The 22,037-nt window shown below is 64.2% G+C and carries 18 protein-coding genes; 3 read left to right on the top strand and 15 right to left on the bottom strand.

Features of this window, described 5'->3' with window-relative positions:
- Positions 1 to 139 precede the first annotated feature (139 nt).
- The 4 genes from APAU_RS03480 to APAU_RS03465 form a co-directional block, all read right to left on the bottom strand.
- Positions 140 to 811 carry a lysozyme inhibitor LprI family protein gene (locus APAU_RS03480; RefSeq protein ID WP_006300301.1) on the bottom strand — a complete coding sequence of 224 codons (672 nt, stop codon included), beginning with the start codon at positions 809 to 811 and terminating at the stop codon, positions 140 to 142.
- A gap of 83 nt (positions 812 to 894) precedes the next feature.
- Positions 895 to 3,333 carry a PAS domain S-box protein gene (locus APAU_RS12475; protein ID WP_050792458.1) on the bottom strand — a complete coding sequence of 813 codons (2,439 nt, stop codon included), beginning with the start codon at positions 3,331 to 3,333 and terminating at the stop codon, positions 895 to 897.
- Positions 3,334 to 3,475: 142 nt separating this feature from the next.
- Complete coding sequence (locus APAU_RS03470) at positions 3,476 to 4,168, bottom strand: class I SAM-dependent methyltransferase (protein WP_006300299.1); 693 nt, start codon at positions 4,166 to 4,168, stop codon at positions 3,476 to 3,478.
- 148 nt (positions 4,169 to 4,316) lie between these two features.
- The gene (locus APAU_RS03465; protein ID WP_040345537.1) at positions 4,317 to 4,871 is read right to left on the bottom strand and encodes a lipid-binding SYLF domain-containing protein; all 555 of its coding nucleotides are present in this window, start codon (positions 4,869 to 4,871) and stop codon (positions 4,317 to 4,319) included.
- A 265-nt stretch (positions 4,872 to 5,136) separates the two neighbouring features.
- Between APAU_RS03465 and APAU_RS03460 the strand changes: the two genes are divergently transcribed.
- From APAU_RS03460 to APAU_RS03445, 3 genes are all read left to right on the top strand, one after another.
- Entirely contained in the window at positions 5,137 to 5,580 is a 444-nt protein-coding gene (locus tag APAU_RS03460) for an ATP-binding protein (RefSeq protein WP_006300297.1), read from the top strand.
- Between the two features lie 81 nt (positions 5,581 to 5,661).
- Positions 5,662 to 6,790, top strand: a protein-coding gene (locus tag APAU_RS03450; RefSeq protein ID WP_408626263.1) for an IS3 family transposase whose coding sequence is annotated in 2 segments (ribosomal slippage) — positions 5,662 to 5,930 and positions 5,929 to 6,790 — 1,131 coding nt in all. Because the reading frame shifts where the segments join, the coding sequence is not laid out codon by codon here.
- Positions 6,791 to 7,112: 322 nt separating this feature from the next.
- Positions 7,113 to 7,847 carry a hypothetical protein gene (locus APAU_RS03445; RefSeq protein WP_006300294.1) on the top strand — a complete coding sequence of 245 codons (735 nt, stop codon included), beginning with the start codon at positions 7,113 to 7,115 and terminating at the stop codon, positions 7,845 to 7,847.
- Positions 7,848 to 7,900: 53 nt separating this feature from the next.
- On the opposite strand, the gene rsgA is transcribed toward APAU_RS03445, so the two are convergent.
- From rsgA to APAU_RS03390, 11 genes are all read right to left on the bottom strand, one after another.
- Positions 7,901 to 8,977: a ribosome small subunit-dependent GTPase A gene (rsgA, locus tag APAU_RS03440; RefSeq protein ID WP_006300293.1), complete on the bottom strand. Its 1,077-nt coding sequence runs from the start codon at positions 8,975 to 8,977 to the stop codon at positions 7,901 to 7,903.
- A 63-nt stretch (positions 8,978 to 9,040) separates the two neighbouring features.
- The gene (locus APAU_RS03435; protein WP_006300292.1) at positions 9,041 to 11,989 is read right to left on the bottom strand and encodes a type I restriction endonuclease subunit R; all 2,949 of its coding nucleotides are present in this window, start codon (positions 11,987 to 11,989) and stop codon (positions 9,041 to 9,043) included.
- Positions 11,982 to 13,160, bottom strand: a complete 1,179-nt coding sequence (locus APAU_RS12940) for a restriction endonuclease subunit S (protein ID WP_006300291.1) — start codon at positions 13,158 to 13,160, stop codon at positions 11,982 to 11,984. Before APAU_RS12940 ends, APAU_RS03435 begins: the two co-directional genes overlap by 8 nt.
- On the bottom strand, positions 13,157 to 14,017 hold the full coding sequence (dinD, locus tag APAU_RS03430) for a DNA damage-inducible protein D (RefSeq protein ID WP_006300290.1): 861 nt from the start codon (positions 14,015 to 14,017) through the stop codon (positions 13,157 to 13,159). The genes APAU_RS12940 and dinD overlap by 4 nt, the downstream gene beginning before the upstream one ends.
- A 302-nt stretch (positions 14,018 to 14,319) precedes the next feature.
- The gene (locus APAU_RS03425) at positions 14,320 to 15,843 is read right to left on the bottom strand and encodes a type I restriction-modification system subunit M (RefSeq protein ID WP_006300289.1); all 1,524 of its coding nucleotides are present in this window, start codon (positions 15,841 to 15,843) and stop codon (positions 14,320 to 14,322) included.
- A gap of 226 nt (positions 15,844 to 16,069) precedes the next feature.
- Positions 16,070 to 17,590 (bottom strand): type I restriction-modification system subunit M, encoded by a 1,521-nt coding sequence (locus APAU_RS03420; RefSeq protein ID WP_006300288.1) that lies wholly within the window; start codon positions 17,588 to 17,590, stop codon positions 16,070 to 16,072.
- A 65-nt stretch (positions 17,591 to 17,655) separates the two neighbouring features.
- A complete protein-coding gene (locus APAU_RS03415; RefSeq protein ID WP_006300287.1) occupies positions 17,656 to 18,066 on the bottom strand; it encodes an FMN-binding protein in 411 nt (136 codons plus the stop codon).
- A gap of 784 nt (positions 18,067 to 18,850) precedes the next feature.
- Positions 18,851 to 19,093, bottom strand: coding sequence for a hypothetical protein (locus APAU_RS03405; RefSeq protein WP_006300284.1), 243 nt, complete (start codon positions 19,091 to 19,093; stop codon positions 18,851 to 18,853).
- Between the two features lie 117 nt (positions 19,094 to 19,210).
- Positions 19,211 to 20,227, bottom strand: a complete 1,017-nt coding sequence (locus APAU_RS03400) for a molybdopterin-binding protein (protein WP_006300283.1) — start codon at positions 20,225 to 20,227, stop codon at positions 19,211 to 19,213.
- 18 nt (positions 20,228 to 20,245) lie between these two features.
- Entirely contained in the window at positions 20,246 to 21,409 is a 1,164-nt protein-coding gene (locus APAU_RS14880) for a sulfate/molybdate ABC transporter ATP-binding protein (RefSeq protein ID WP_006300282.1), read from the bottom strand.
- Entirely contained in the window at positions 21,393 to 22,037 is a 645-nt protein-coding gene (locus APAU_RS03390) for a molybdate ABC transporter permease subunit (protein ID WP_006300280.1), read from the bottom strand. Before APAU_RS03390 ends, APAU_RS14880 begins: the two co-directional genes overlap by 17 nt.

Raw genomic sequence — 22,037 nt, 5'->3', positions numbered from 1 at the left:
CGGCAGGGCGACGCCCTTTTCTCCCAACCCCGCCGGGAAGGCGGGAACCGCCCCAACGGTCTGCCCCGCGAGCTGTTTTTCCCGCCCCTTCCCGGAAGTGACCCCGCTTCGGCCCGCCGGACCTGGGGGCGGATCCGACCTAGCGGACGTACACCCCATCGGGGACGACCCCGCCCCCGTCCCGGAAGGCCGGTCCGGTGACCACCGTGACCTCTCTCCCCGAGAAGAGCAGGGTCAGCTCCCGCTTCGGGACGGAGTCGGAGACCACCGACGCCCGGCCGTTGGCCAGGACGCCCCTGCCTTGGAAGGACACCGTCCTCGCCGCGCCCTTTCCGTCCCGAACCGTCGCTTCCAAGGCCACGAAGAGTTCCCGCCCTTTGTCGTCGGTGCCATACACCTCCAGGACCCCCGAAACGCCTTTGCGGGAAAGGACATAGAGCCCCTGAGCCCCCTTGGGGTTCTTCCTCAGGAAGGATCGGGAGATCTCCCCGTTGATGAGGACCACCTGGTCCATGGTGGCGTCGGCATAGGCTTTGGCCTTCGGAACTCCTTCGCGAATCCGCCGCCCCGCCCCGACATCCCGTCCCTCTCGCAGCCAGGCCCGCTGCACCTCCCCAAGCCGTCGGAACTCTCCGGGAGTCAGCTTCTCCTTCGCCTCTTCCCAGGCTCCCCGAAGACCCTCGTCCGCCTCCCGGAACTCTTGGGACTGAGCGAGCAGCTGGCGGTATTCCTCGTCGGTCAGCCCCCATGCGGGGGAGAACGCCACCAGGGAGAGGAGAAGGACCAGACCCATCCAAATCGCTCTTTTCATGAAAGGACACCCTCCTTGGCGTTGGAACATCCCGAGGGGAGGCCCCCCAGGGCAGAAGCTCCCGCCCCCAAGGGCGCGGGAAACTACGGGAGATCCAGAACCTCCCGGACCTTGGCGGCCAGTTCGGAGGAGGAAAAGGGCTTCTGGAGAAGCCGGGCTCCCGCCGGGATCCCCCGTTCGGCCAGCACGTTGGCGGCGTACCCGGACATGAAGAGACAGCGAATCCTGGAAGAAACACTCTGGACGGCCTCCGCCAGCTCCCGACCGTTCATCTCCGGCATCACCACGTCGGTCACCAGGAGCCGGATATCGTCCCGGTGGCGTCGCGCCAGCTCCAGGGCCTCCCGGGGCGTTCCCGCCGCCAGGACCCGGTAGCCCAACCCCTCCAGCAGGATCTTCACCACCCGGAGGATCGCCGGTTCGTCCTCCACCAGGAGGAGGGTTTCCCCCTGGGAGCGAGCGGACACCTCCCCCCCTTCCCCGTCCGGGGCAACCGACGGAGCCTCGTCGAACCAGGGGAGATAGACCCGGAACGTGGATCCCTTTCCTGGTGCGCTGTCCACCTGGAGGAACCCCCGGTTCTGGGTGACCAGGCCGTAGACCGTGGCCAGCCCCAACCCCGTCCCCTGTCCCGGAACCTTGGTGGTGAAGAAGGGCTCGAAGAGGTGGGATCGGGTTTCTTCGTCCATGCCGAACCCGTCGTCCCCCACAGAGAGGACCGCGTACTCCCCCGGGACGGCGACGCCGTAGACAGGCTCCTTCGGCGCCTCCCGAAGGGTGGTCCGTGCCGTGGCGATGACGATGCGCCCCACCCCGTCGATGGCGTCCCGGGCGTTCACGCAGAGGTTCGCCAGAATCTGGTCCACCTGGGCGGGATCCATCCGGACGGTCCCTCCCTCCCCGGGGATCCAGTCCAGACGGATGTCTTCGCCCAGAAGGCGATGCAGGATCCCCAGAAGGCCCTCCACCGTTTCGTTCAGGTCCAGCACCTGGGGGGCCGAGGCCTGCTTGCGGGCGAAGGCGAGAAGCTGACGGGTGAGGTCCGCGGACCGAGCGGCGGCCTTCCGGATCTCCTTCAGGGCTCCGTGCAGGGGGTTGCTCGGCTCCGTCCGGGCCAGGGCGATCTCCGCCTGCCCCAGGATGACCCCCAGCATGTTGTTGAAATCGTGGGCCACCCCCCCGGCCAGACGCCCCACGGATTCCATCTTCTGCGAATGGAGCAGCTGCTCCCGAAGCTGCTCCCGCTCTCTCTGCGCCCGAAGCCGTGCGGTGATGTCCCGGGCATACCCCAGAAACCGGGTAGGCGAAAGCCTTACCTCCGCCAGAGACCACCGGCGCGGCTCCCCCGCCCTCGTCGCGAAACCCAGCTCGCGGTAGGAGCGACCGGTCTCAAGAACCTCCTGGAAGGCGGAAAGAGCCTCGGGAAGGCTATCCGGGACGAGGAGATCCGGGAGGCTCCGGGCAAGCAGTTCCTCCTCCGAGTATCCCGACATCCTGCAGGCCTCGGCGTTGGCCTGGAGGATACGCCTCTTTCCGTCGGTGACGAAGATCCCGTAGGGGGCGTTCTCCACGTAGCTTCGCCACAGTTCCTCCCCCGCCCGAAGGGCTTCCTCCGTCCGCTTGTGCGCCGTGATGTCCCGAGAGATCCCCAGAACCCCCACCAGATTCCCCTCCAGGTCCCACATGGGGGTCTTGATGGTCTCGAAAAGCCCTTGGTAGCTCCCGTCCCGGAAGACCAACCACTCCTCGTTGACCCGGGGCCCCCCGGCCTCCGCCGCCAACCGGTCGTGTTCCCGGAAGAACGCTGCCTGGTCCCGGTCCAGAAAATCCTCGTCCCTTCGCCCGAGGATCTCCTCCTCCTGGGCGCCTAAGAAGCGCTCGAAGGGGGGGTTGCAGCTCAGGAAGACCCCCTGGGGATCCTTGAGCCAGATCAGGTCCGGGATGGTGTCCACCAGGGTCCGCAGGAACCCTTGGGAACGGGCCAGGGCCTCCTCTGCCCGGTTGCGCTCCGTCACGTCCTGGATCACCCCGATGAGCCCCCGGACGGCCCCGTCGGCCCCCCGGAGAGGGGCTTTGTGGAACACCACGTCCCGCAGCTCTCCCTGGGCGTTCCGCATCTGGGAGGCGTAGACCTGCATCTCCCCGTCCCGGAAGAGTTCCAGGTCCTTGGCGTGGTACTGCTCCGCCAGTTCCGGCGGGGCGACGTCGTAGACCGTCTTGCCCACAAACGCCCCCGCCGGGCAACCTTGGAACTCCGCGAAGGCCCGATTGACCCCCAGGTAGCGTCCCGAAAGGTCCTTATAGAACACGGGGGCGGGGATCGCATCCAACAGCGCCCCCTGGAGGGACCTCGCGGCGGAGACCCCGGAGGCGTCCCACCAAGCGGCACTCAACGGCGTCTCCACTCCGTCGTCCCCAGGGACGACGGATCCCAAGAGAAGGACCTCCAGGAGGGATTCCGCCCGACGACAACGCTGCTCCAGCTCCCCGTAGGAAGGACGCTCCTCCTCCAACCCCTTCACCCCCTTCCGGGCTCCTCCATTCTACTAACCCGATGAAGCACCACACAATCCCCAGGGGGTCCGTTTCGGGGAGAAACGCACGAAGGCAGCGGGGGACCCCCGACCGGAGGTCCCCCGCTGCCTTCTTCTCTGAACCGAGCCGTCAGGCGGGGCGATGCCCCACCGGCTTGTCCAGAACCAGCCACACGCTGGACTCGTCCACCTCCTGCACTCGGTAGGGACACCCCGTCTCCCTTCCCAGCCGGTCCAGGTCCTCGGGGGAGTAGGTGGTGGCCCGAAAACCATCCACGCAGACGATGACCCCATCCCGGGTCTTCTCCTCGTCGATCTCCCCCAGGAGCCCCTTCTGTGCCTGCTCCCGGAACCAGGTCAGGCGGGTCTCCCAGAACCGGGAGCTGTAGCTGCTGAAGTAGGCCCTCCCCCCCGGGACCAGGGCGCGCAGGCACCGGGCCACCAGGTCCGAGGCCTGCCCCCGCATGGCGGAGAGGCCGTTCTGCAGACAGAGGACCACGTCGAAAGCCTCTTCGTAGGGGAGCCGGTAAACGTCCATCGTCTCCATGCGGCAGCGGGGACAGTCCGCCAGGTACTCCCGTCCCAGGACGACGGAGTCCTCGGAAATGTCGATCCCCACCAGGGATGCCGCGTGGGGAGCCAACTCCCGAAGGATGCGTCCGTACCCGGCCCCCACCTCCAGGACCCGCTCCGTTCCGGTCAGGTCCTGGCGCACGAAGCGGATCTCCTCCTCGAAGTACTGCCGGACCCGAGGGATCGCCGTCTCGTACACCTGGAACAGCTTCGCCGCGTTGAGCTTTTCCGCATAGTAGTTTTCCGCCATGCCGTCCTCTCCTTTGCCGCAAGATGAGAAACGCCATGCCCAATGCACCATAAAACACCATACATCACAGCGAAGATGCGCCCCGTGACTCCGGGCGGGAGACTCCATCGACACCCCTTCGGTACGACCTCGGGATGCCCCGGATCCCTCAGCTGTCCGGGGTCACCCGGGTGACCTTGGACCCCTGGAAGCCCATGCCCAGCATCAGCCCGTGCTGGCCGAAGAAGAAGGCGTACACGTCCTTGCGGGCGGTGGTGGTGGTGTGGGACCGGGCCCAACCCTTGTCCACGATCACCAGGCTCGGGCAGGACCCCACCTCCCACCCGTCGCTGGTGCGCAGGTTCTCCATGGCCGAGTCGGACAGGAGGAAGAGGGCGTAGCCGAACTTCTGCACCCCCGCCTGGATGCCGTAGGAGGCCGCGTCGGTCTCGTAATATCCCGTCACCGCGTCCTGCTGGAACAGCACCCCGATGCCGTGCTGCGCCCCCACCACGAACCCCGCCTTCACCACCTGGGGAAACACCAGGATTCCCTTGGCCTCTTTCGCCAGATCCCCCGCCTCCGGGGTGGTCTCGTAGAGCCCCCGCAGGGCCTCCCGGGCATCCTGTTCCACCCGGGCCGCCGAAAAGGCGAAGGCCGTCCCCGTCCAGACCCCGCACAGGACCAGGGCAAACAACACCGCGTTTCTCCAAGCGGTTCTCATGATCCGGTTCCTTCCCCTCTCCGTGAAGCCGTCCAGCCCTCCGTCCCGAAACCCGAAGGGCACCACCCCGCCGCCGTCTCCAGCGGGAACCGAAGGTCCTTTGAGAAACCCCACCCGATAACACCGGAAGACAACGGGGTCGGGGTCGAACCCCCTTCCCACGGCCGTGTTATCATGAGTTCCAGGGGATGTTACCACACTGAAGAACCCGTATCGAACCGCCGTCCCCCCAAACCCCATCCCGCGCCGCCAGGAGGCTTCGCCCATGCCCGTCCGCTGCCCTTCCGGGATCCCCATGCACGGGACGCTGAGCGTCCACCTGCCCCCCGAACCGGCCTTCCTGCCCCTCCTGCTGGCGACGCTTCGGGAGCTGTCCTCCCGGCTGGGCTTTTCCCAGGAGGACGGGTGCAAGCTGGAGCTGGCCCTGGAGGAGGCCTTCTCCGCCCTGGCGGTCCCCCTCGGCGAATCGACGGGGGACGAGGCGGTGGAGGTCCGGTTTCGGCGAGTACCCCTGGGGCTGCGCATCTCCCTGGCGGGACACCGACGCCCCCTTTCCCGACAGGACCTGACCGCCTACACCCCCGACAAGGCCTCGGAGCGGGACGGAGAGGCGGGTCTGGGGCTCTACATGCTCCTCCACCTGATGGACCAGGTGACCCTGACGGAGGGGACCGCAAACCGTCAGGAGCTTCACTTCTTCAAACTATAGTGGACCCCGAAAAATGGACCAGGAGCTAAGCTAAGTGCGGAGTCGGTCCGAGCCCTGGGCCCCCGAAAGAGAGGGGACACGATGACGGTCAAACGGCAACGACGATCACCGGAGTTCAAGAGCAAGGTGGCCCTGGCGGCGCTCAAAGGGGACAAGACCCTGGCCCAGCTATCCAGCGAGTTCGGCGTCTGTTCCGTCCAGATCAGCCAATGGAAGGCCCAGCTCCTGCAGCAGCTCCCGAACGCCTTCCAGCACCAGGAGCGACCGGTGAGGGCGGAGACCCTGACAGCCCCGTTGTACCAGGAGATCGGTCGGCTCAAGATGGAGCTTGACTGGCTCAAAAAAAAAGCTGGAGTTGACGCTTGAGGCCAAACGAGCCTCCGTGGATCCCCATCACCCCCGGATCAGCATCCGTCGCCAGTGCGACCTCCTGGGCCTGAATCGTTCCAGCTACTACGTCGGAGATTCCTGGGGCATGCAGACGCAGGAGAACCTTGAAATCATGGAGCGCCTCGACCGTCAGTACACCGCCGTGCCCACCTACGGGAGCCGTCGGATGACCGCCTGGTTACGTCGGGAGGGCTACGACGTGAATCGAAAACGCATCCAGCGTCTGATGCAGCTCATGGGTCTCGAAGGCTTGGCCCCCAAGCCGGGCAAGTGCAAGTCTCACCCGGAGCACGAGATCTACCCCTACCTGCTTCGCAGTGTCTCCATTGACAGGCCGAACCAGGTATGGAGCACGGACATCACCTACCTTCCCATGAACAGCGGCTTCCTGTACCTTGTGGCGGTGATCGACTGGCACAGCCGGTACGTCCTGTCCTGGGGACTGTCCAACACCCTGGACGCGACCTTCTGCATCGAAGCTCTGGAAGAGGCCCTGTCCCAGGGGACACCGGAGATATTCAATACCGACCAGGGCAGCCAGTTCACCAGCAAGGCCTTCCTGGGGCCACTGAAGGACCGGGAGATCCGCATCAGCATGGATGGCCGAGGGCGAGCGTTGGACAACATCTTCGTGGAACGTTTCTGGAGGACCTTGAAGTACGAATGGCTCTACCTGAACGACTACCAGGAGGTTCGAGAGCTCAAGTTGGGACTTAGAGAGTATATGAAGTTCTACAACGAGCAACGGCTTCATTCATCGCTGCGCTACCGGACTCCACAGGAAGTGCACTTCACCACCCCGGGTTCCATGGCGGTCTGACCTTAACAAACCTTGCCGCTCCCGTGGTCTTGACATTGGGGTCCACCATAAACGCCTGCCCGAAGGGGCCGGGACGCCCCCGGAGGCAGGAACCTGTCCGCCCCCTCCCGAAGAGGGCGAGGACCGCGCTCCCGCCTCTGCGGACCGAGTCCTTCCCGCCCAGAAGGACGCCCTGGCCCAAGAGGGAGGCTTCCCCTCCCTTCCCTGGGCGGAACTGCTGACGGACCCGACCCAGGCCCTCTTCGCCGCACGGAACGCCGGGGGAAGGAACCTGGCCCTCCAGGGATGGGGACGCCACGACGCCCGACCGACCCTGGGACTGATGGGCCCCTGCCACATCCTCCCCGGGGTCCCCGAGGAGCCCTGTCGCAGACGGCTGCTCCGGGCGGTGAAGGAGCAGGCGATCCGGGAAGGCCAAGGGGGGCTCCTGGCGACGTACCCCCTTGGGGAGGCCCGATCCCTTCCCCCCGAGGGCTTCGCCCCCTGCGCCCTGCTCCCCTACACCCCCGCCACGCCCTTCTCCCCCGAAACCGAAGGCCCCTGTGCCCTCTTCTTCCACCCCCTGGGCCCCTCCGGGGTCCTGGGGCCTCTGGGGGTCCCCCCGACGGCTCGGGGGCTCCTTGCGGGACTCTACGCCCGGTGGGGAGAAAACCTCGCCCCGCCGCAGGAGGGAGGGCGGGAGGGCCTCGCTCCCCGAAGCATCCTTTCCGTCACCTCCCAGACCCCGAAGGGGCGGACCAACCTGCGGGTCCACGCCTACGGCGCGGATTTCCCGCTGCGTCTGCGGGAGCTGACCGCCCACCTGCTGGAACGAGGCTACCGCCACCTGCTGCTGCACCTGCCCCTGGAGCTTCCCGCCACGGCCTTCGAGGCGGAGGCGGCGCGCCAGCAGGGCTACGTCCTGGTGGGGGTCCTCCCGGGCACCCCGGGAGGGGACGAACTGCTTTGTCTCCACCGATCCGGCCTCCCCCTGCCCCAGGAGGCGGCGGAGGCGGCGGAAGCCCTCTGCCCCTCCCTGGGGGCACACCTGAAAGGCGAAGGCGGGGCTCCCGGCTGAGAAAGCCCCGCCCATCCGACCGGAGGATCGCCCCAGGAACCCCTTCAGGAAAACTAGCGTCGGTTCTTGCGCTTCGCCTCGCGGACCAGCTGCTTCATCTCCCCCATACTCCCGAACATGTGGCGGATCTTCTCCCGCTCCCGCTGCCGCGAGTCCAGCGCCGCGTAGTCCATCTCCCTGCGGAGCTTCCGGAAGCTGTCGAGGCGCCTGGGCGAAAGCTCCCCCCGGGCGACGGCCTCCCGCACGGCGCAGCCCGGCTCCGTTTCGTGGGTGCAGTCCGGGAACCGGCACCGGGCCGCAAGCTCTCCGATGTCGTCGAAGGACCGGGATAGGTCCCCCGAATCGAGCTGGAGTTCCCGCATCCCCGGGGTGTCGATGACCAGGACCCCTCCGGGAAGAAGGATCAGCTGCCGGTGGGTGGTGGTGTGTCGCCCCCGGCCGTCGTCCTCCCGAACCTCCCCCGTGGCGAGCACGTCCTCCCCCAGCAGCCGGTTGATCAGGGTGGACTTGCCCACCCCCGACGACCCGAGGAAAGCCACAGTGGAACCCGGAGGGATGCCCTCCAGGACGTGGCGGAAGCCCTCCTCTTCCAGGGAGGAACAGGACAGGACCCGGGCACCGGCACACACCGAGGTCACCTCTTCGAGGTGGGCGGGCAGGTCATCGCACAGATCCGCCTTGGTCAGGACGATGACCGGCACGGCCCCGCTCCCCCAGGCCACGGAGAGGTAGCGCTCCAGGCGACGCAGGTTGAAATCCCCCACCAGGGCCATGCAGAGGAACACCACGTCCACGTTGGCCGCCACCACCTGCACGGCGTGGGCCGTCCCCGCCGCACGACGCTCGAAAGCGCTCTTTCGGGGAAGCACGCGGCGGATCACCCCGCTGCTCCCGGAGCCCTCCGGGAGGTCCATGAGGACCCAGTCCCCCACTGCGGGAAAGGCTGTCTCGTCCCCGGCGAGGTACGCCAGCTTTCCCGAGACCTCCCCCCACAGCTCCCCGTCCTCGCTCATGACCTTGTAGCGATCCCGATGCTGTTCCGTGATCCGGGCAAGGCACAGGCCACCCTGCCCCGCCGCCTCCTCGAAGGACGGCTGAAGCCCGTAGCGCCTCAGGTGTTCGTATGCCATGGGAACCTCCCTCCCTGCCTGCGACCTTCACCGTAACTGTTCCTCCAAACGGCAGAGGCAAGGTCAGTAATACTGGCGAATATACCCGTAGGCCCTGTCGAACAGATCCTGGTCCTTCACCTGGTACTTCACGTAAATCACTTTGCGCAGGGCCTTTTGAACCTCGCGCTCTCCAGCCTTGGTGTTTTGCCAGCCGGGGAACCGGACCAAACGCACGATCTCGTCGATGTCCTTGACAACCCGCTCGACCACCACCGGCGTCTTACCGCTCTTCACCTCGGCGAACAGTTCGGTCAGGGCCGCTTTGGCCTTGGCCTGTTCGTCCACCGGGTCCACCTGCTTCTCGGCCTGGACGACCTCTCTGGCCAGGGTCAACAGCTCCTTCAGAAAATCGAGACTGTGGAGCAGGCCCTGTTCATGTCGCTCTTTGAGCTTTTCGAGGCGTTCGCCCAGGGCGACGAAGATCGGGTTGCTTTGATGCCTGCACAGGCGGGCGACGAGATTGACCTCGATTTCCCTGGATTTTCTTTCCGGATCCTCGGAATCCAACAGCCCCTCAAGGACCTCCGCGTCCATTACCAGGGTCTCCAGATCGTCGCGCACCATCTCGAGATGCACGTTCTCATGCGCCAATTCGATGGTTTTGGCCCCCAGGGCATGCCAGAGCAGCTTGCCGTTGCCGCTCGGCGGCTTCACCGATTCATACACCTGGGTCAGCCACTTGTAGTCCTTTTCATAGGGACCGAGACAGGGATCGGGAGACAGGGCCTCCCACAGACGGGTAAGCACCGAGTATGCCGCCGCGAACGCATCTCGAGTCTCGTTATCCGGCAGGCAGTCCTGGGCCGCGATCAGCCCCTCGTAGCCGCCGACGGTGCGGTCCACCTCGGGGAAGAATGCCAGGCACTTCGCCACCACGCCGGGCAGTTCCTTCTTGAGCTCGTCCAGATTGGTGATGACCTTCTGCACCGACTTCTCGTCGAAATCCAGGGCTGCGGCTACGTCATCGAAGATACCCAGGTAATCCACGATCAGACCGTGGGTCTTGCCGGGATAGACCCGGTTGGTGCGGCAGATGGCCTGCAGCAGGTTGTGATCCTTCATCGGCTTGTCGAGGTACATCACCTGCAGAATGGGCGCATCGAAGCCGGTCAGGAGCTTGGAAGTGACGATCAGGAACTGGAGCGGGTCGTTCGGATCGCGGAAACGGTCGAGGAGCTTTTCCTCTTCGTCCTTGGCCAGCTTCCATTCCTCGTACTCGTCGGATTTGCCTCCTTGGGTGTGCATGACGATGGCGCTGGCCTCCGGGCCGACCAACTCGTCCATGGCCTTCTTGTAAAGCACGCAGCACTCCCGGTCGAAAGTCACTACCTGGGCCTTGAAGCCGTTCGGCTCCACCTTCTCCCGAAAATGCCCCACGATGTGCCGGCAGATGGCGTTCACCCGCTCCGGAGCTTTGATCAGCATCGCCATCTTGGCGGCTCGTTTGGCCAGGTCGTCCCGATCCAGCTCGCTCAAGCTCTCGGTCATCCGGGAGTAGGCTTCGTCGATGGCGTCCTTGTTGATGTGCAGCTTCACGTCCACCGCCTCGAAATGAAGCGGCAACGTGGCCTTGTCTCGGATCGAATCCTGGAAGGAGTAGCGGCTCATGTACCCCTGTTCATCCTCCTTCGCTCCGAAGGCCCAGAAGGTGTTGTGATCCCGCTTGTTGATCGGCGTGCCGGTCAGGCCAAAGAGAAAGGCGTTGGGCAGCGCGTCGCGCATCTTGCGTCCCAAGTCGCCTTCCTGGGTGCGGTGCGCCTCGTCCACCATCACGATGATGTTCTGCCGCTCGTTCAGGCGACCCTCCGCCTCGCCGAACTTGTGGATGGTGGTGATGAGGATTTTGCGCATGTCCGCCGCCAGCAGGCTCTGCAGCTCCTGCCGGGTGGCAGCTCCGATCATGTTCGGGATATCGGCGGCGTTGAAGGTGGCGGTGATCTGGGTGTCCAGGTCGATACGGTCCACCACGACCACCACCGTGGGGTTGCCGAGGCCCGCGTGCATCCGCAGCTTCTGCGCCGCAAACACCATCAGCAGCGACTTGCCCGAGCCCTGGAAATGCCAGATCAGGCCCTTCTTGGGGTAGCCCCTGACAACCCGGGCCACCATCAGGTTGGCGCCTTCGTACTGCTGGTAACGACAGATGATTTTGATGCGCCGGTGCTTCTTGCCGGTGGCAAACAGGGTGAAATGTTGCAGGATGTCCAGCACCACGCGAGGATGCAACATGGAGCGGAGGGAACGCTGCACGTCCGCTAACGTCCCCTCCGCCTTGTTGTCCCCTTCGTGCCAAGGCCCCCAGAGTTCGAGAGGCATGCGCACCGAACCGTAGCGATAGCGTTTGCCCTCGGTGGCAAAGGAAAAGACCCCCGGCACAAACATCTGCGGCACGGTCTGTTCGTAGCCGTCGTGGATATCGCTGGCCCCGTCCATCCAGGTCACCGCCGGTCGCACCGGCGTCTTGGCCTCGCCGATCACCAGCGGGATGCCGTTGACCAGCAGGACGATGTCGAAACGGCGGCCGCCCTCCCTGACCGGGTAAACCCACTGGCTGGTGACCACGTACTCGTTGTTGCGCAAGTTCTCGAAGTCGATGAGGCGCACCGGCGTGTGTTCGCCCCGCTCCCCGAAGGGCATGGACTTCTCCCCCCGCAGCCATTCGGCGAACAGCTCGTTGGACCGCACGAGGCCTTCGTTCTGCACCGACAGCGGGATGGTCCGCAGACGATAGAGCACCTCGTCGGCTCGGTCGGGCTGGACCTTGATTTCCGGATTCAGGCGGATGAGGGCGTCCCGCACCATCGACTCCACCAGCACGTCGGAGTGCTGGCGAGGCAGCTCTTCGGCGGCCATGAAGCGCCAGCCGAGGCGTTCGCCGGAGGAGTGAGGCGAGGCCACCCGGAAGGAAACCCCGCTTGCGCAGAGCGTGTCGAGGACCAAACGTTCAACGGTGTTTTCTTCGTTAAACATGGGCAGCTCCTATCGCTTCATTACTGAACAACGAGAGCATCCTTCGGGTCTTAGAAACGTGATTTGCTATCGCATCTCGAAGCCTCTTCTGTTCATTGAATTCCGTCACAATCCGTTCCTGGGTATCAAGGCCTGGGACAGGGAATTTGAATTCAAAAAGGATCTTTCTATTGATCTTTTTCATGCTGCTACTGGTGCCCGATGCCGTCTTCATCATGTGGCGTCTACCCCGATTGGAAAGAAGCACCAGCTCAAGATAATCAGGAAGTGCTTTCTGCGTATTTACTGGCAATCGTATTATAGTATCAGGGAAAGAAACATCCGGGCGATCTTCGTTAAAAATCCCCGCGAATCCAACCAAATCGATCGTATTGGACCGTGAAATGAGCAAGTCACCTTTGGACAGAGTACATGCAACCATTTTGTTGGTTTTCGCGACCGGCTTTAGATTTCCTCGGACATACCCGTTGGCGGAAAGAGCGGCTAAGGACAATACCCAATGGCCGGTTTCATTGGATGATGGCGGGGCTGAGCAACCGCTTTCCGGGCTGCCGGAAAGAACATCTAGTAGCGACAATTCAGAACAATTCAGAGTGTTGAGAGTGTGTTCAAGACGAGTTTGGGCAGTGATATGAATAAGGGTAAGGGCTTCCTGGTAGGCTGATACCGCCTCATCCGCCGCCCACAGGATCTCGGCAATGCGCTTCTGTTCCTCAAGCGGCGGCAGGGGGAATTCAAAATTCTTCAATGCCGTCCAACTGGTCCTCGGAGACAGCGAACCGGCCGAAGTGCCAAGCGCATGATCGAAGAAGGCATTGCTCTGGCAGATCCATGGCAGCAGTTCCGGCAGCAGCACCTTGCGGTCTTTCGGCTCAAACGTCAGGATGTCCCCGGAGCAAATGCCCTCAAACTCGGCGTAGGCGACCTTGCGTTGATAGGCCCGGCGCTTGCCGAAGAGCGTCTGCCCCGGGACGAACCTTCGGGTGAACGAGGTCCCCTCCGAGACAGGGTCCCATCGCCGGATATGCAGATTCTCCGGGTCCAAGTGTTCCAGCCCGACGATTCGTTCAATGCCATGAGCCTCGGGATCACGCTCCGCGAGGTTGGCGTTCTTCACCACTTCGCCGAACTTCACCATCTTCCAGCCGGCTTTCAGGGATAGATCCCTCATTCCCCCGTTCCCCCGGGCAGTTTCCCCGACTTTCGTTCCAGGCGTTTCTCATCAGCCTTCACCCTTCGCTCCAGCTTCTTGATATCCTCTTCCGGAGGAAGGGTTTCCGGTTTGATGCCTCGCTGGCCGAGCATGTGGCGCACGCTTTCGTTGTTCTGCACATGTTCGCTGGTTATGGCGACTTCACCCCGCAGGTCCTCCTGCTGGACATTATGGTTGGTCATCTCGGTGGCCAGGTTTTTCGCCGCGATGGTCAGAGTCGGCAGAAAATCGGCCAGTGGGCGTGTTTGGGTGATGCCGTATCGGTCCTTCATGGCCTGGGTGGTATGGCCGCCAAAGAGCGCCGCATCCCCCTTGGATCGAATCCGGCCGAAACCGGCGTCATCGACGCCCCGCTCGTAGATGTTCTGGGACAGCGTCTTTTCCGATTCCCGCAGCCGCTCCCGGGCATCCAGCCGGGCCTGCAAGCGCATCCGATCTTCGATCAGTTCTTGTCTTCGGGTCTGCATGGCAAAGTAACTCTGGGCAAAAGCGATGGGTTCCTTGCGGGGATCACCGTTCTGGGCAATCAGATAGCAGGCGTAGCGGGTGAGCATGAAATCCTCCACCGGCCGCTGCCCCCCCCTGCCGATCTCGATCATTTTCGTGACGCCACGAAAATGATCGTCCGCCTTGTAACCCGTTGTGACGCAAGACTCTATGGCGCGGTTGATGGCGGTCAGGAAGTTCTCCCAACGGACATAGCCAAGGGGCTCCATCAGATCTCGGGCAAACCAGAATTCAATGCCTTCGTCGGGAATGGCCCGACTCAAAGCATCAAACCGGCTTTGGAGTTGCTGAACTGTTTCCGATTTCATCGACTTTCCCCTCCTCTGACCATGATCCCGGTTCCGGGAAAAGAGCGTCCAGAGACCTGTGCAGAACTTCTCGAAGTCACCCGATAGACCCTATCGGCAGAACTCGCTCAACGCATACCGGCTAGATCACGTGCAACACAGGGCTCTGGGTTGGGTCCTGCAAAGGCTCCACCTGCGTGCCGGATTGACACAACCTGGGGTTGCGGCGAACCATCGTCCCGGTCACGCCAGGGCCCCCCTTGCCTTTTCATGTCGATGCGTGAAAGAGGAGTACCCTTTCAATCCGTCCTCCCCCACGTTGCTCACTTTGCATCTGTGGAATCCTGCGGCGACTGCGGGTAGTCGTTTTCAAGAACCGAGAAAAGGCCGTCCATCGACTCTCTCAGCACCATGGAGCTTTCCTGCCAATGGACAATAGTCTCCTTGAGGCTGATCGTTTCAGCCGCTCCGTTTCCATTGCCATGGCCGTGATCTACCCGAACGTAGAGCGGGATGCTGAGGTTGCTGCCTTTTGCGGCAATTTCTTCCGTGGAGACCACCCGGGCAAAGCTATCCTCGTCGGTAAAAGACCGGTACGCGGCAACGATACGCAGGATGTGCTCTTCGGTGAGGAAGCTCTGCGCCCGCTCGCGGGTCACCTCGTTCACCGCGTTGAGGAAGAGCACCTTGCCCCTGCGCTCCTTGGGTTTGTTCATCCGGCAGATGACGACGCAAGCTTCCATGGGGGAGTTGTAAAAGAGGTTGGGACCGAGGCCCAGCACACACTCCACCACGTCGTGGCCCACGAGCTTCTCGCGCATGGCCAGCTCTTCGTTGCGGAAGAGAACGCCATGGGGGAACAGGATGGCGCAGCGGCCGGTGTCTTCCTTCATGCTCTTGATGATGTGCTGCCAGAAGGCATAGTCGGCGCGGCCCTGGGGCGGGGTGCCGTAGATGTTCCGCCCCCACGGATCGGCGGACCAGGCATCGCGGTCCCACTGCTTGATGGAGTACGGCGGGTTGGCCAGGACCACATCGAACTGCATGAGCCGGTCCCCTTCCACAAAGGCAGGACCTGCCAGGGTATCGCCCCGGACGAGGCGGAAGTCCTCGATGCCATGCAGGAACAGGTTCATCCGGCCGATGGCGGAGGTGAGCAGGTTGCGCTCCTGGCCGTAGAGGCGCAGGTTCCGCCACTCCTTGTTCTGTCGCTTCAGATGGGCGACGGCGGAGAGCAGCATACCCGCCGAACCACAGGTGGGGTCATAGATCGACTCGCCCGGTTTGGGTTCGAGCATCTCGGTCATCAGATGAACCACAGTGCGGTTGGTATAGAACTCCGCAGCGGTGTGACCGGAATCGTCGGCGAACTGCTTGATCAGGAACTCGTAGCCCACACCCAGCTCATCCTCCGGGCAGTGGGCAAGCGAAAGCGTCTGGGAGCTGAAGTGCTCGATCAGCTCGCGCAGCATGCGGTCCGGCAGGCGGTCCTTGTTGGTCCACTGGGCGTCACCAAAAACCCCGTACAGGGTGTCGGGGTTGGCCGTCTCAATGGCCCGGAGGGCGTCCTGGATGGCCTTGCCGACGTTCTTGACCTGGGTGCGGGTGGCCTTCCAGTGGGCGTCCTCGGGGATCTGGAATCGGTGCTGCTCGGGAAGCGCGGCGTACTCCCGATCGCCGCCGGATTCCTCCAGCGCATCGGCCAACTCCTCATCGTACACGTCGCACAGACGCTTGTAGAACAGCAGCGGGAAGATGAACTGTTTGTAGTCCCCTGCGTCGATGGTGCCGCGCAGCAAGGTGGCCGCACCCCAGAGGTAGGCTTCAAGTTGGGATTGGGAAATCATTGCACCTGCCTCCGGAAAATCTTGAGCCCGCAGTGGGTGCATTCCCACGCTGGATCGTCATCGCTGACACAGCAGCCACCAAGCGTGATCTGGCCTTCATTCATTTTTCGTTCTAACTCCTCATCGAAAGCGGGCATCCCATAGAGGACGCTGGCCAGAGGAGCCTGCCTGCATTGGGGGCATTTGCGTGGTTTCTGCGCACGTTCGACTCGGGTTGATGGGTCGCTCATCCCATCAACCCCTCTTTTTCGAGCAGCGCCTTCAGCCGATCCTCGGCTGCATACGCCGCCTGCAGCGATTCCTTAAGGTTGGCGGTGGCCTGATGAATGGTCATAGATTCCTCCTCGATCACCGGCTCCACGTAGCGAGGGATGTTCAGGTTGAAATCATTCTCGCGGATCTCGCCCTGCGTGACCACCCGGCAGATCCCTTCCACATCCTGATAGCCCTCGTACCAGCGATGGATGCGGTCCACGTGTTCCGGCAGGAGCTCGTTCTGGGCACGACCGGTCTTGAACTCCTTCGAGGCGTCGATGAACAATACTTTCCAGCGATGGGCCTCGGGTTTTCTGTCCCGGAAGACCAGCACACAGGGCGCGAGTCCCGTGCCGTAGAAAATGTTCTGGCCGAGGCCGATCACCGCTTCGAGGATGTCCATCTCCAGCAGTTTGCGTCGGATCTCGCCCTCCTTGGACATGCGGAACAGCACGCCTTGGGGAACCACCACGGCCATGCGGCCGGTCCTGCGGGCCATGGACTTGACCATGTGTTGAACCCAGGCGAAATCGCCGGATTTGGCCGGCGGCAACCCGGCAAAGTTCCGGCCGTAGGGGTCGTTGATCCAGACGTCATCTCCCCATTTTTTGAGGGAGAAGGGCGGATTGGCGATGACGCAGTCGAAGGTGGCAAGGTTGTCGCCGGAATAGAAGGCAGGTACGCGCAGGGTGTCGCCCCGCTGGACATGAAAATCCTCCGCGCCGTGGAGAAAGAGGTTCATTCGGGCGATGGCGGAGGTGGTCAGGTTCTTTTCCTGGCCGTAGAGCTTGCCCAGCATGAGGTTCTCATCGCCGCCCTGCTCTTTGACATGGTGCAGCGCCTCGAGGAGCATGCCACCGGTTCCGCAGGCCGGGTCATAGATGGTTTCCCCGGCCTTGGGCGCAAGGATGCGGACCAGCAAGGCCACCACGGAGCGGGGAGTATAGAATTCACCGGCCTTCTTGTTGGTGAGGTCGGCAAATTTCTTGATCAGGTATTCGTAGGCTTGGCCGAGAATATCCGCTTTGCAGTGCTCATTGCTCAAGTTGAGCGACGAAAAGTGTTCGATCAGGTCCTTGAGCAGCACGTCCGAAAGGCGGTCCTTATTCGTCCATTGGGCATCGCCGAAGATGCCGTGCAGGGTGTCCGGGTTCGCCTGCTCGATGCAGCGCATGGCCTTCTGGAGCGCATGCCCGATATGGGCAATCGTGGCCCGAACATCTTTCCAGTGGCAATCCTCCGGAACCTGAAACCGGTGGTTCTCTGCGAACTGGGCAAATTCCACGTCTCCGTCGGACTCATCCAAGGCCACGGCATACTCTTCGTCATAAACGTCGGAGAGCCGCTTGAAGAACAGCAGTGGAAAAATGTAGGTCTTGAAGTCGGCCGCGTCGACAGAACCACGCAGAATGTTGGCGGCATCCCAGAGATACCCGAAAAGAGTTCCCGTATCCAGATCGACGGACTGGTTCCCTCCAACCTGTGCGTTCATGCCGTCTCGTTCATCCTCTCCGCCCTGGTTTTCGTTCGGGTCGCAACCAGAGGACATGGGGACCGTTAGAGTCCTTCCCTCGCCCCCCGTAGGGCGTTCTCCACCGCTTTGAGGAGGACCTTGCTGCTGCTGGTGGCCCCGGAAACGGCGTCTACCCGGAGGGACTGGGCCGCGATCACCCGGTCCAGCACGGCCTCCGCGGGTTTGCCCCGGCCGTTCTCGTGGCGCAGGATCTCGATGCGCCGGATCGCCCCGTCCGCCACGGTGACCCGCACCTCCGCCGCCACCAGCACCGCGTCCTGGGAGCCCACGTAGGCTCCGTCGGGGACCGTGGCGAGGTCCACGTCCTGAACCCGCAGGGCCTCCACGGCGGCCCGGTAGCGCTGCAGGATCCCGTGAAACCACACGCCCCCCATAGCCCCCAGGAGGCAGAGCCCCCCCAGGACGGCTCCAAGGATTCTTCTCTTCGACCTCATCTTCCAGCCCCGCCCCTCACCTTTTCCTCCGAGACGTCGATTCATGAGAAAAGGATAACCTGCGTCATCCTACCACGGAGGTTTCCCCCCGTTAAGAGGTGGGCGATTCGGAATCTCGACGCCGTCACTCCTTACCTCGCAGGCCGAAGCGGGTGAGCGCCGCCCCCCAAGATGTGATCCCTGACAGCAGGTCCTTGACCAGGACCAGCGGGAGGCGCAAAGCGCCCAAATCGTGGTTCATCGGTTCCTCCGGTTCCAGAGGAGCCTCAAAGACCCAGCGTCCCATTCCTCGTCTTCGTACACATAGAGCGCCCCCTCGTTCCCCCTGGGATGTCGTTCTTTCTCCGGAATGAAGCGCCGAGCCGAATCCGCCAGATCCTCGGCAACGTCCCGGAAACCGAAAGGGAGCCCTCCCAGCAGGCGGCGTACGGATCCGCAGAAAGACGGAAAGGCCCCGCAGGGCTCCGGTCCCTCTCCATGGGGAGGGAAGGCGTTGGAACCAAAACTGTGGCACCAGCGACCATCCTGGGTACGCAGCTTCACGCTCCATTGGGTACCGTCCAGAAGGGGCAAGAAATACTCCCGACGCCACTTCCAGACACCCAGCCGATCCAGATCGGCCCAGAATGCGTGCCATTCTTCTGTCGAAGGGACCACCCGTCGGGTCACTTCTTCCTCTTGACGCATCTCGTAGCGAAGCTCCCCAGGGAAACGACGGGGAGACACCACCTGCCAGCAAGGACCTGTGTATCCCCCCAGGAAGAGGGCAAATCGTCGGGGCATCTCAGGACGATCCATGTTTTTCCACGCCCCTTCGGCTTCGCTCCCGTCGGCGGATCTCCTCCGCCGACTGCCTCAGGCCATTTCGCAGGCCAGCCAGGAGAAACCGCAGGAGGCGGACGAAGCCCCACAGGATCCCGAAGGACAGGGAAAGCCCCTCGAAGAGGACCGCAAGGAACTGGACCACCACGGGACCCAGGATCATGCCCGCAAGGAAGCAATAGAGGTACTGCAGCCCATCCTCCAACACCGCACCTCCCCGGGGGATCTCCCTCCTGTTCTCGAAAGAAGGCGGAGGGTGCCCCGATGTTCGGGACACCCTCCTTATACTCCCTGGACCCGACAGGATACGTCGCTCTCGAACTCAGGCCCCCCCGAAGGCGCAGTTGGGGAAGACACAGGCAGGGCAGCGGGCACAGAGCCCCCCCACGCCCCAGCGACGCACCTCCTGCTCCACCGGGACTCCGGCGAAGAGGAAGGGAAGCAGCCGGTCCAGGGTGGTGGTCTCGTCATGGATCACGCAGGCCGGGGCTCCCATCAGGGCCCGATCCCCCGCCCAGGCCAGCATCAGCATGCTTCCGGGCAGGGAAGGCACCCCCTGGAAGGCCACCCGGTCCGCCACGGCGCGGATGCCCCCGGGGGTTCGGTCGTCCGCGTCCACGCTCATGCCTCCGGTGCAGAGCACCAGGTCCGCCCCCCGATCCAGGGCGGATCGGATGGCCCCGGCGATCTCCTCCACCCCGTCGGAGACGATCCACTGATCCAACAGGGTGCCCCCGTAGGGCACCAGCTTGCGCTCCAGCTTGGGTCGGAAGGCGTCGGCGATCTTGCCACTGCGGATCTCCGACCCCGTAGTCACCAGTCCCACCTTCAGGGGACGGAAGGGGACCACCCGAAGGGGAGAGGCGGCCGCCAGGGCTCGATCCACCACCGTACGGCGGACGGAAAGGGGGCGGATGCGGAAGGCCGCCACGGGCTGCCCCGCCTGGACGGACCTCCGGGGAAGCAGGGTGGAAAGAACCCAGTCCGGGTCCTCGTTCACCCCATGGACGGACGCCTCGCGGAAGAGCAAAAGGCCGGAGACGTCCGCCACCAGGGTGCAGCGCCCCTCGTCAGGGCCCTTCAGGGAAAGGTTCTCCCCCTGGAGGACCCGGGCCATCTCCAGGGCCGCGTCGTCCTCGTGCACCTCGTCGGGCTCCAGCTCCAGGATCTGAAGGTGCTCCCGGCCCATGGACCGAAGGACCGGCAGATCCTCCGGTCCGATGATCTGGCCCTTCTTGAAACGGGCCCCCTTGGTGCCCCGGGCGATGTCCACCTGGGTCAGGTCGTGGGCCAGGGGTTTCCCCAGGGCCTCCTCCACGGGCAGTACGGTGATCTTCACGCTCCCATTCCTCTCCTTCTAACGACCCACGGAGGAGCAAAACGCCCCTTCGGCCATGGGGAGCCCTGCGGGCTCCCCCGATTCGTCCGTTGCCCCTCCGCACCGAAGCACCTCGATCCTTCGAGGGGGGACCGCCAAGCGCACCGGGTGCCCCGGGCGCAGGTCCAGCCGCTGGAGGGAGGAGCGGGGGTGCTCCACCTGCCAGAGCCTGCCTCCCGAGGCCACCTCCAGGCGCACCACCCCCGCCAGGGGGATCAGCTCCTCCACCATGCCCTCTTCCAGCACGTTGTCCAGCAGTTCCTCGTCCACGGGCAGGTTCGGGTAGAGCACCTTCACCCCGTCGGAGGGGACGAAGATCGTGGCGGGCCCCTCCGTCAGGCCGTCCCGAGCCCCGAGGCGCAGGGCGCCCCAGGAAGCGTTGAGGATCCAGCCCTCCTCCCGGGTGGATTCCAGGTCCCCTCGCAGGAGGTTCCCCCAGCCCAGGGCATTCCACGCCTCCCCCCCCGCGTCGGCCTCGAAGAGCCGGTCCACCGGGAAGGTCCCCGCCAGGGAACCGTCCCGCACCACGAAGACCCGGCTTCCCAGGGCGCAGAGGTCCTCCACCTGGTGGGTCACGTAGAGCAACGGCACGGAGGTCTCCTCGTGGAGCCGCCGCAGCTCCCGGCGAAGGCTTCGGCGGAGAGGCCCGTCCAGGGCGCTGAAGGGTTCGTCCAGCAGCAGGAGATCCGGCTCCGCCGCCAGGGCCCGGGCCAGGGCAACCCGCTGCCGCTGCCCCCCGGAGAGCTGTCCGGGGTAACGTTCCGCCAGTCCCTCCAGATGTACCTTGTCCAGCCACTCCTCCGCCCGGAGCCGCTTCCGTCTGCCCGCGCCGGCGACCCCGAAGGCCACGTTCTCCAGGGCGGTGAGGTGGGGGAAGAGGGCCAGGTTCTGAAAACACAGCCCCACCCTTCTTTCTCGGGGAGGCAGAAAGATCCCCTCTCGGGCGTCGAAGAGGGTCCGCCCCCCCAGTCGGATGAACCCGCTGCGGGGCCGACGCAGCCCCGCCAGGCTCCGGAGGGAGGCGGACTTCCCCGCCCCGCTGGGGCCGAAGAGGACCCCCACCTCCCGGCCCAGCTCCAGGGACACGTCCAGGGTGAAGTCCCCCAGGCGATCCTGAAGGGACGCCTCAAGCCAGGCGCTCATGAGAGGCTCCTTCCATCCGGTGCACCAGGTAGAGGCTGCCCAGGCCCACGGCGGTAAGCAGCGCCGCCGCCACGTGGGCCCCCAGAAAATCCAGGCTCTCCACCCGGCAGTAGATGTACAGGGGCAAGGTCTGGGTGCGCAGGGGGATGTTTCCCGCCACCATGAGGGTGACGCCGAAATCCCCCAGGGCGCGGGCGGAGGCCAGGGCCAGCCCCACCAGGAGGGTACGACGCGCCAGGGGAAGGGTGATCCGGGAGAACACCTGGAACTCCGTGCGCCCCAGGGTGCGCGCGGCATCTTCCAGTTGGGGGTCCACCCCGGAGAACCCCGCGCGAGCCGCCTGGATCATGATGGGCAGCGAGGGGACCAGGGCCCCCAGCACCGCCGCGGGAAAGGCGAAGAGGATATGGGAGTCCCGCAGGAAGGGACACTTGGCCAGACCGAAGAGGAGGTAAAACCCCAGCACCGAGGGGGGCAGCACCACGGGAAGCTGAAGCACCAGGCTGAGGGCGTCCCGCCCCCGAAAGCTCCGTTTCGCCAGAAGCCAACCGATCCCCCCCCCGAAAACCACCAGGAGGGGGACCGTGAAGGCCAGCACCTTCAGGCTGATGAGAAGGGCGGCAAACAC

The sequence above is a fragment of the Aminomonas paucivorans DSM 12260 genome, from assembly GCF_000165795.1.
Taxonomy (GTDB): domain Bacteria; phylum Synergistota; class Synergistia; order Synergistales; family Synergistaceae; genus Aminomonas; species Aminomonas paucivorans.
This window is presented reverse-complemented; position numbering and strand designations above follow the sequence as displayed.

What these genes read in the sequence shown, in the direction of transcription:
- dinD (WP_006300290.1), bottom strand. Translation starts at nt 14,017, where the DNA reads ATGAAATCGGAAACAGTTCAGCAACTCCAAAGCCGGTTTGATGCTTTG.
- APAU_RS03460 (WP_006300297.1), top strand. Translation starts at nt 5,137, where the DNA reads ATGCCCGTCCGCTGCCCTTCCGGGATCCCCATGCACGGGACGCTGAGC.
- APAU_RS03465 (WP_040345537.1), bottom strand. Translation starts at nt 4,871, where the DNA reads ATGAGAACCGCTTGGAGAAACGCGGTGTTGTTTGCCCTGGTCCTGTGC.
- APAU_RS03420 (WP_006300288.1), bottom strand. Translation starts at nt 17,590, where the DNA reads ATGAACGCACAGGTTGGAGGGAACCAGTCCGTCGATCTGGATACGGGA.
- APAU_RS03480 (WP_006300301.1), bottom strand. Translation starts at nt 811, where the DNA reads ATGAAAAGAGCGATTTGGATGGGTCTGGTCCTTCTCCTCTCCCTGGTG.
- APAU_RS03415 (WP_006300287.1), bottom strand. Translation starts at nt 18,066, where the DNA reads ATGAGGTCGAAGAGAAGAATCCTTGGAGCCGTCCTGGGGGGGCTCTGC.
- rsgA (WP_006300293.1), bottom strand. Translation starts at nt 8,977, where the DNA reads ATGGCATACGAACACCTGAGGCGCTACGGGCTTCAGCCGTCCTTCGAG.
- APAU_RS14880 (WP_006300282.1), bottom strand. Translation starts at nt 21,409, where the DNA reads ATGAGCGCCTGGCTTGAGGCGTCCCTTCAGGATCGCCTGGGGGACTTC.
- APAU_RS03470 (WP_006300299.1), bottom strand. Translation starts at nt 4,168, where the DNA reads ATGGCGGAAAACTACTATGCGGAAAAGCTCAACGCGGCGAAGCTGTTC.
- APAU_RS03445 (WP_006300294.1), top strand. Translation starts at nt 7,113, where the DNA reads ATGGGCCCCTGCCACATCCTCCCCGGGGTCCCCGAGGAGCCCTGTCGC.
- APAU_RS12940 (WP_006300291.1), bottom strand. Translation starts at nt 13,160, where the DNA reads ATGAGGGATCTATCCCTGAAAGCCGGCTGGAAGATGGTGAAGTTCGGC.
- APAU_RS03435 (WP_006300292.1), bottom strand. Translation starts at nt 11,989, where the DNA reads ATGTTTAACGAAGAAAACACCGTTGAACGTTTGGTCCTCGACACGCTC.
- APAU_RS03425 (WP_006300289.1), bottom strand. Translation starts at nt 15,843, where the DNA reads ATGATTTCCCAATCCCAACTTGAAGCCTACCTCTGGGGTGCGGCCACC.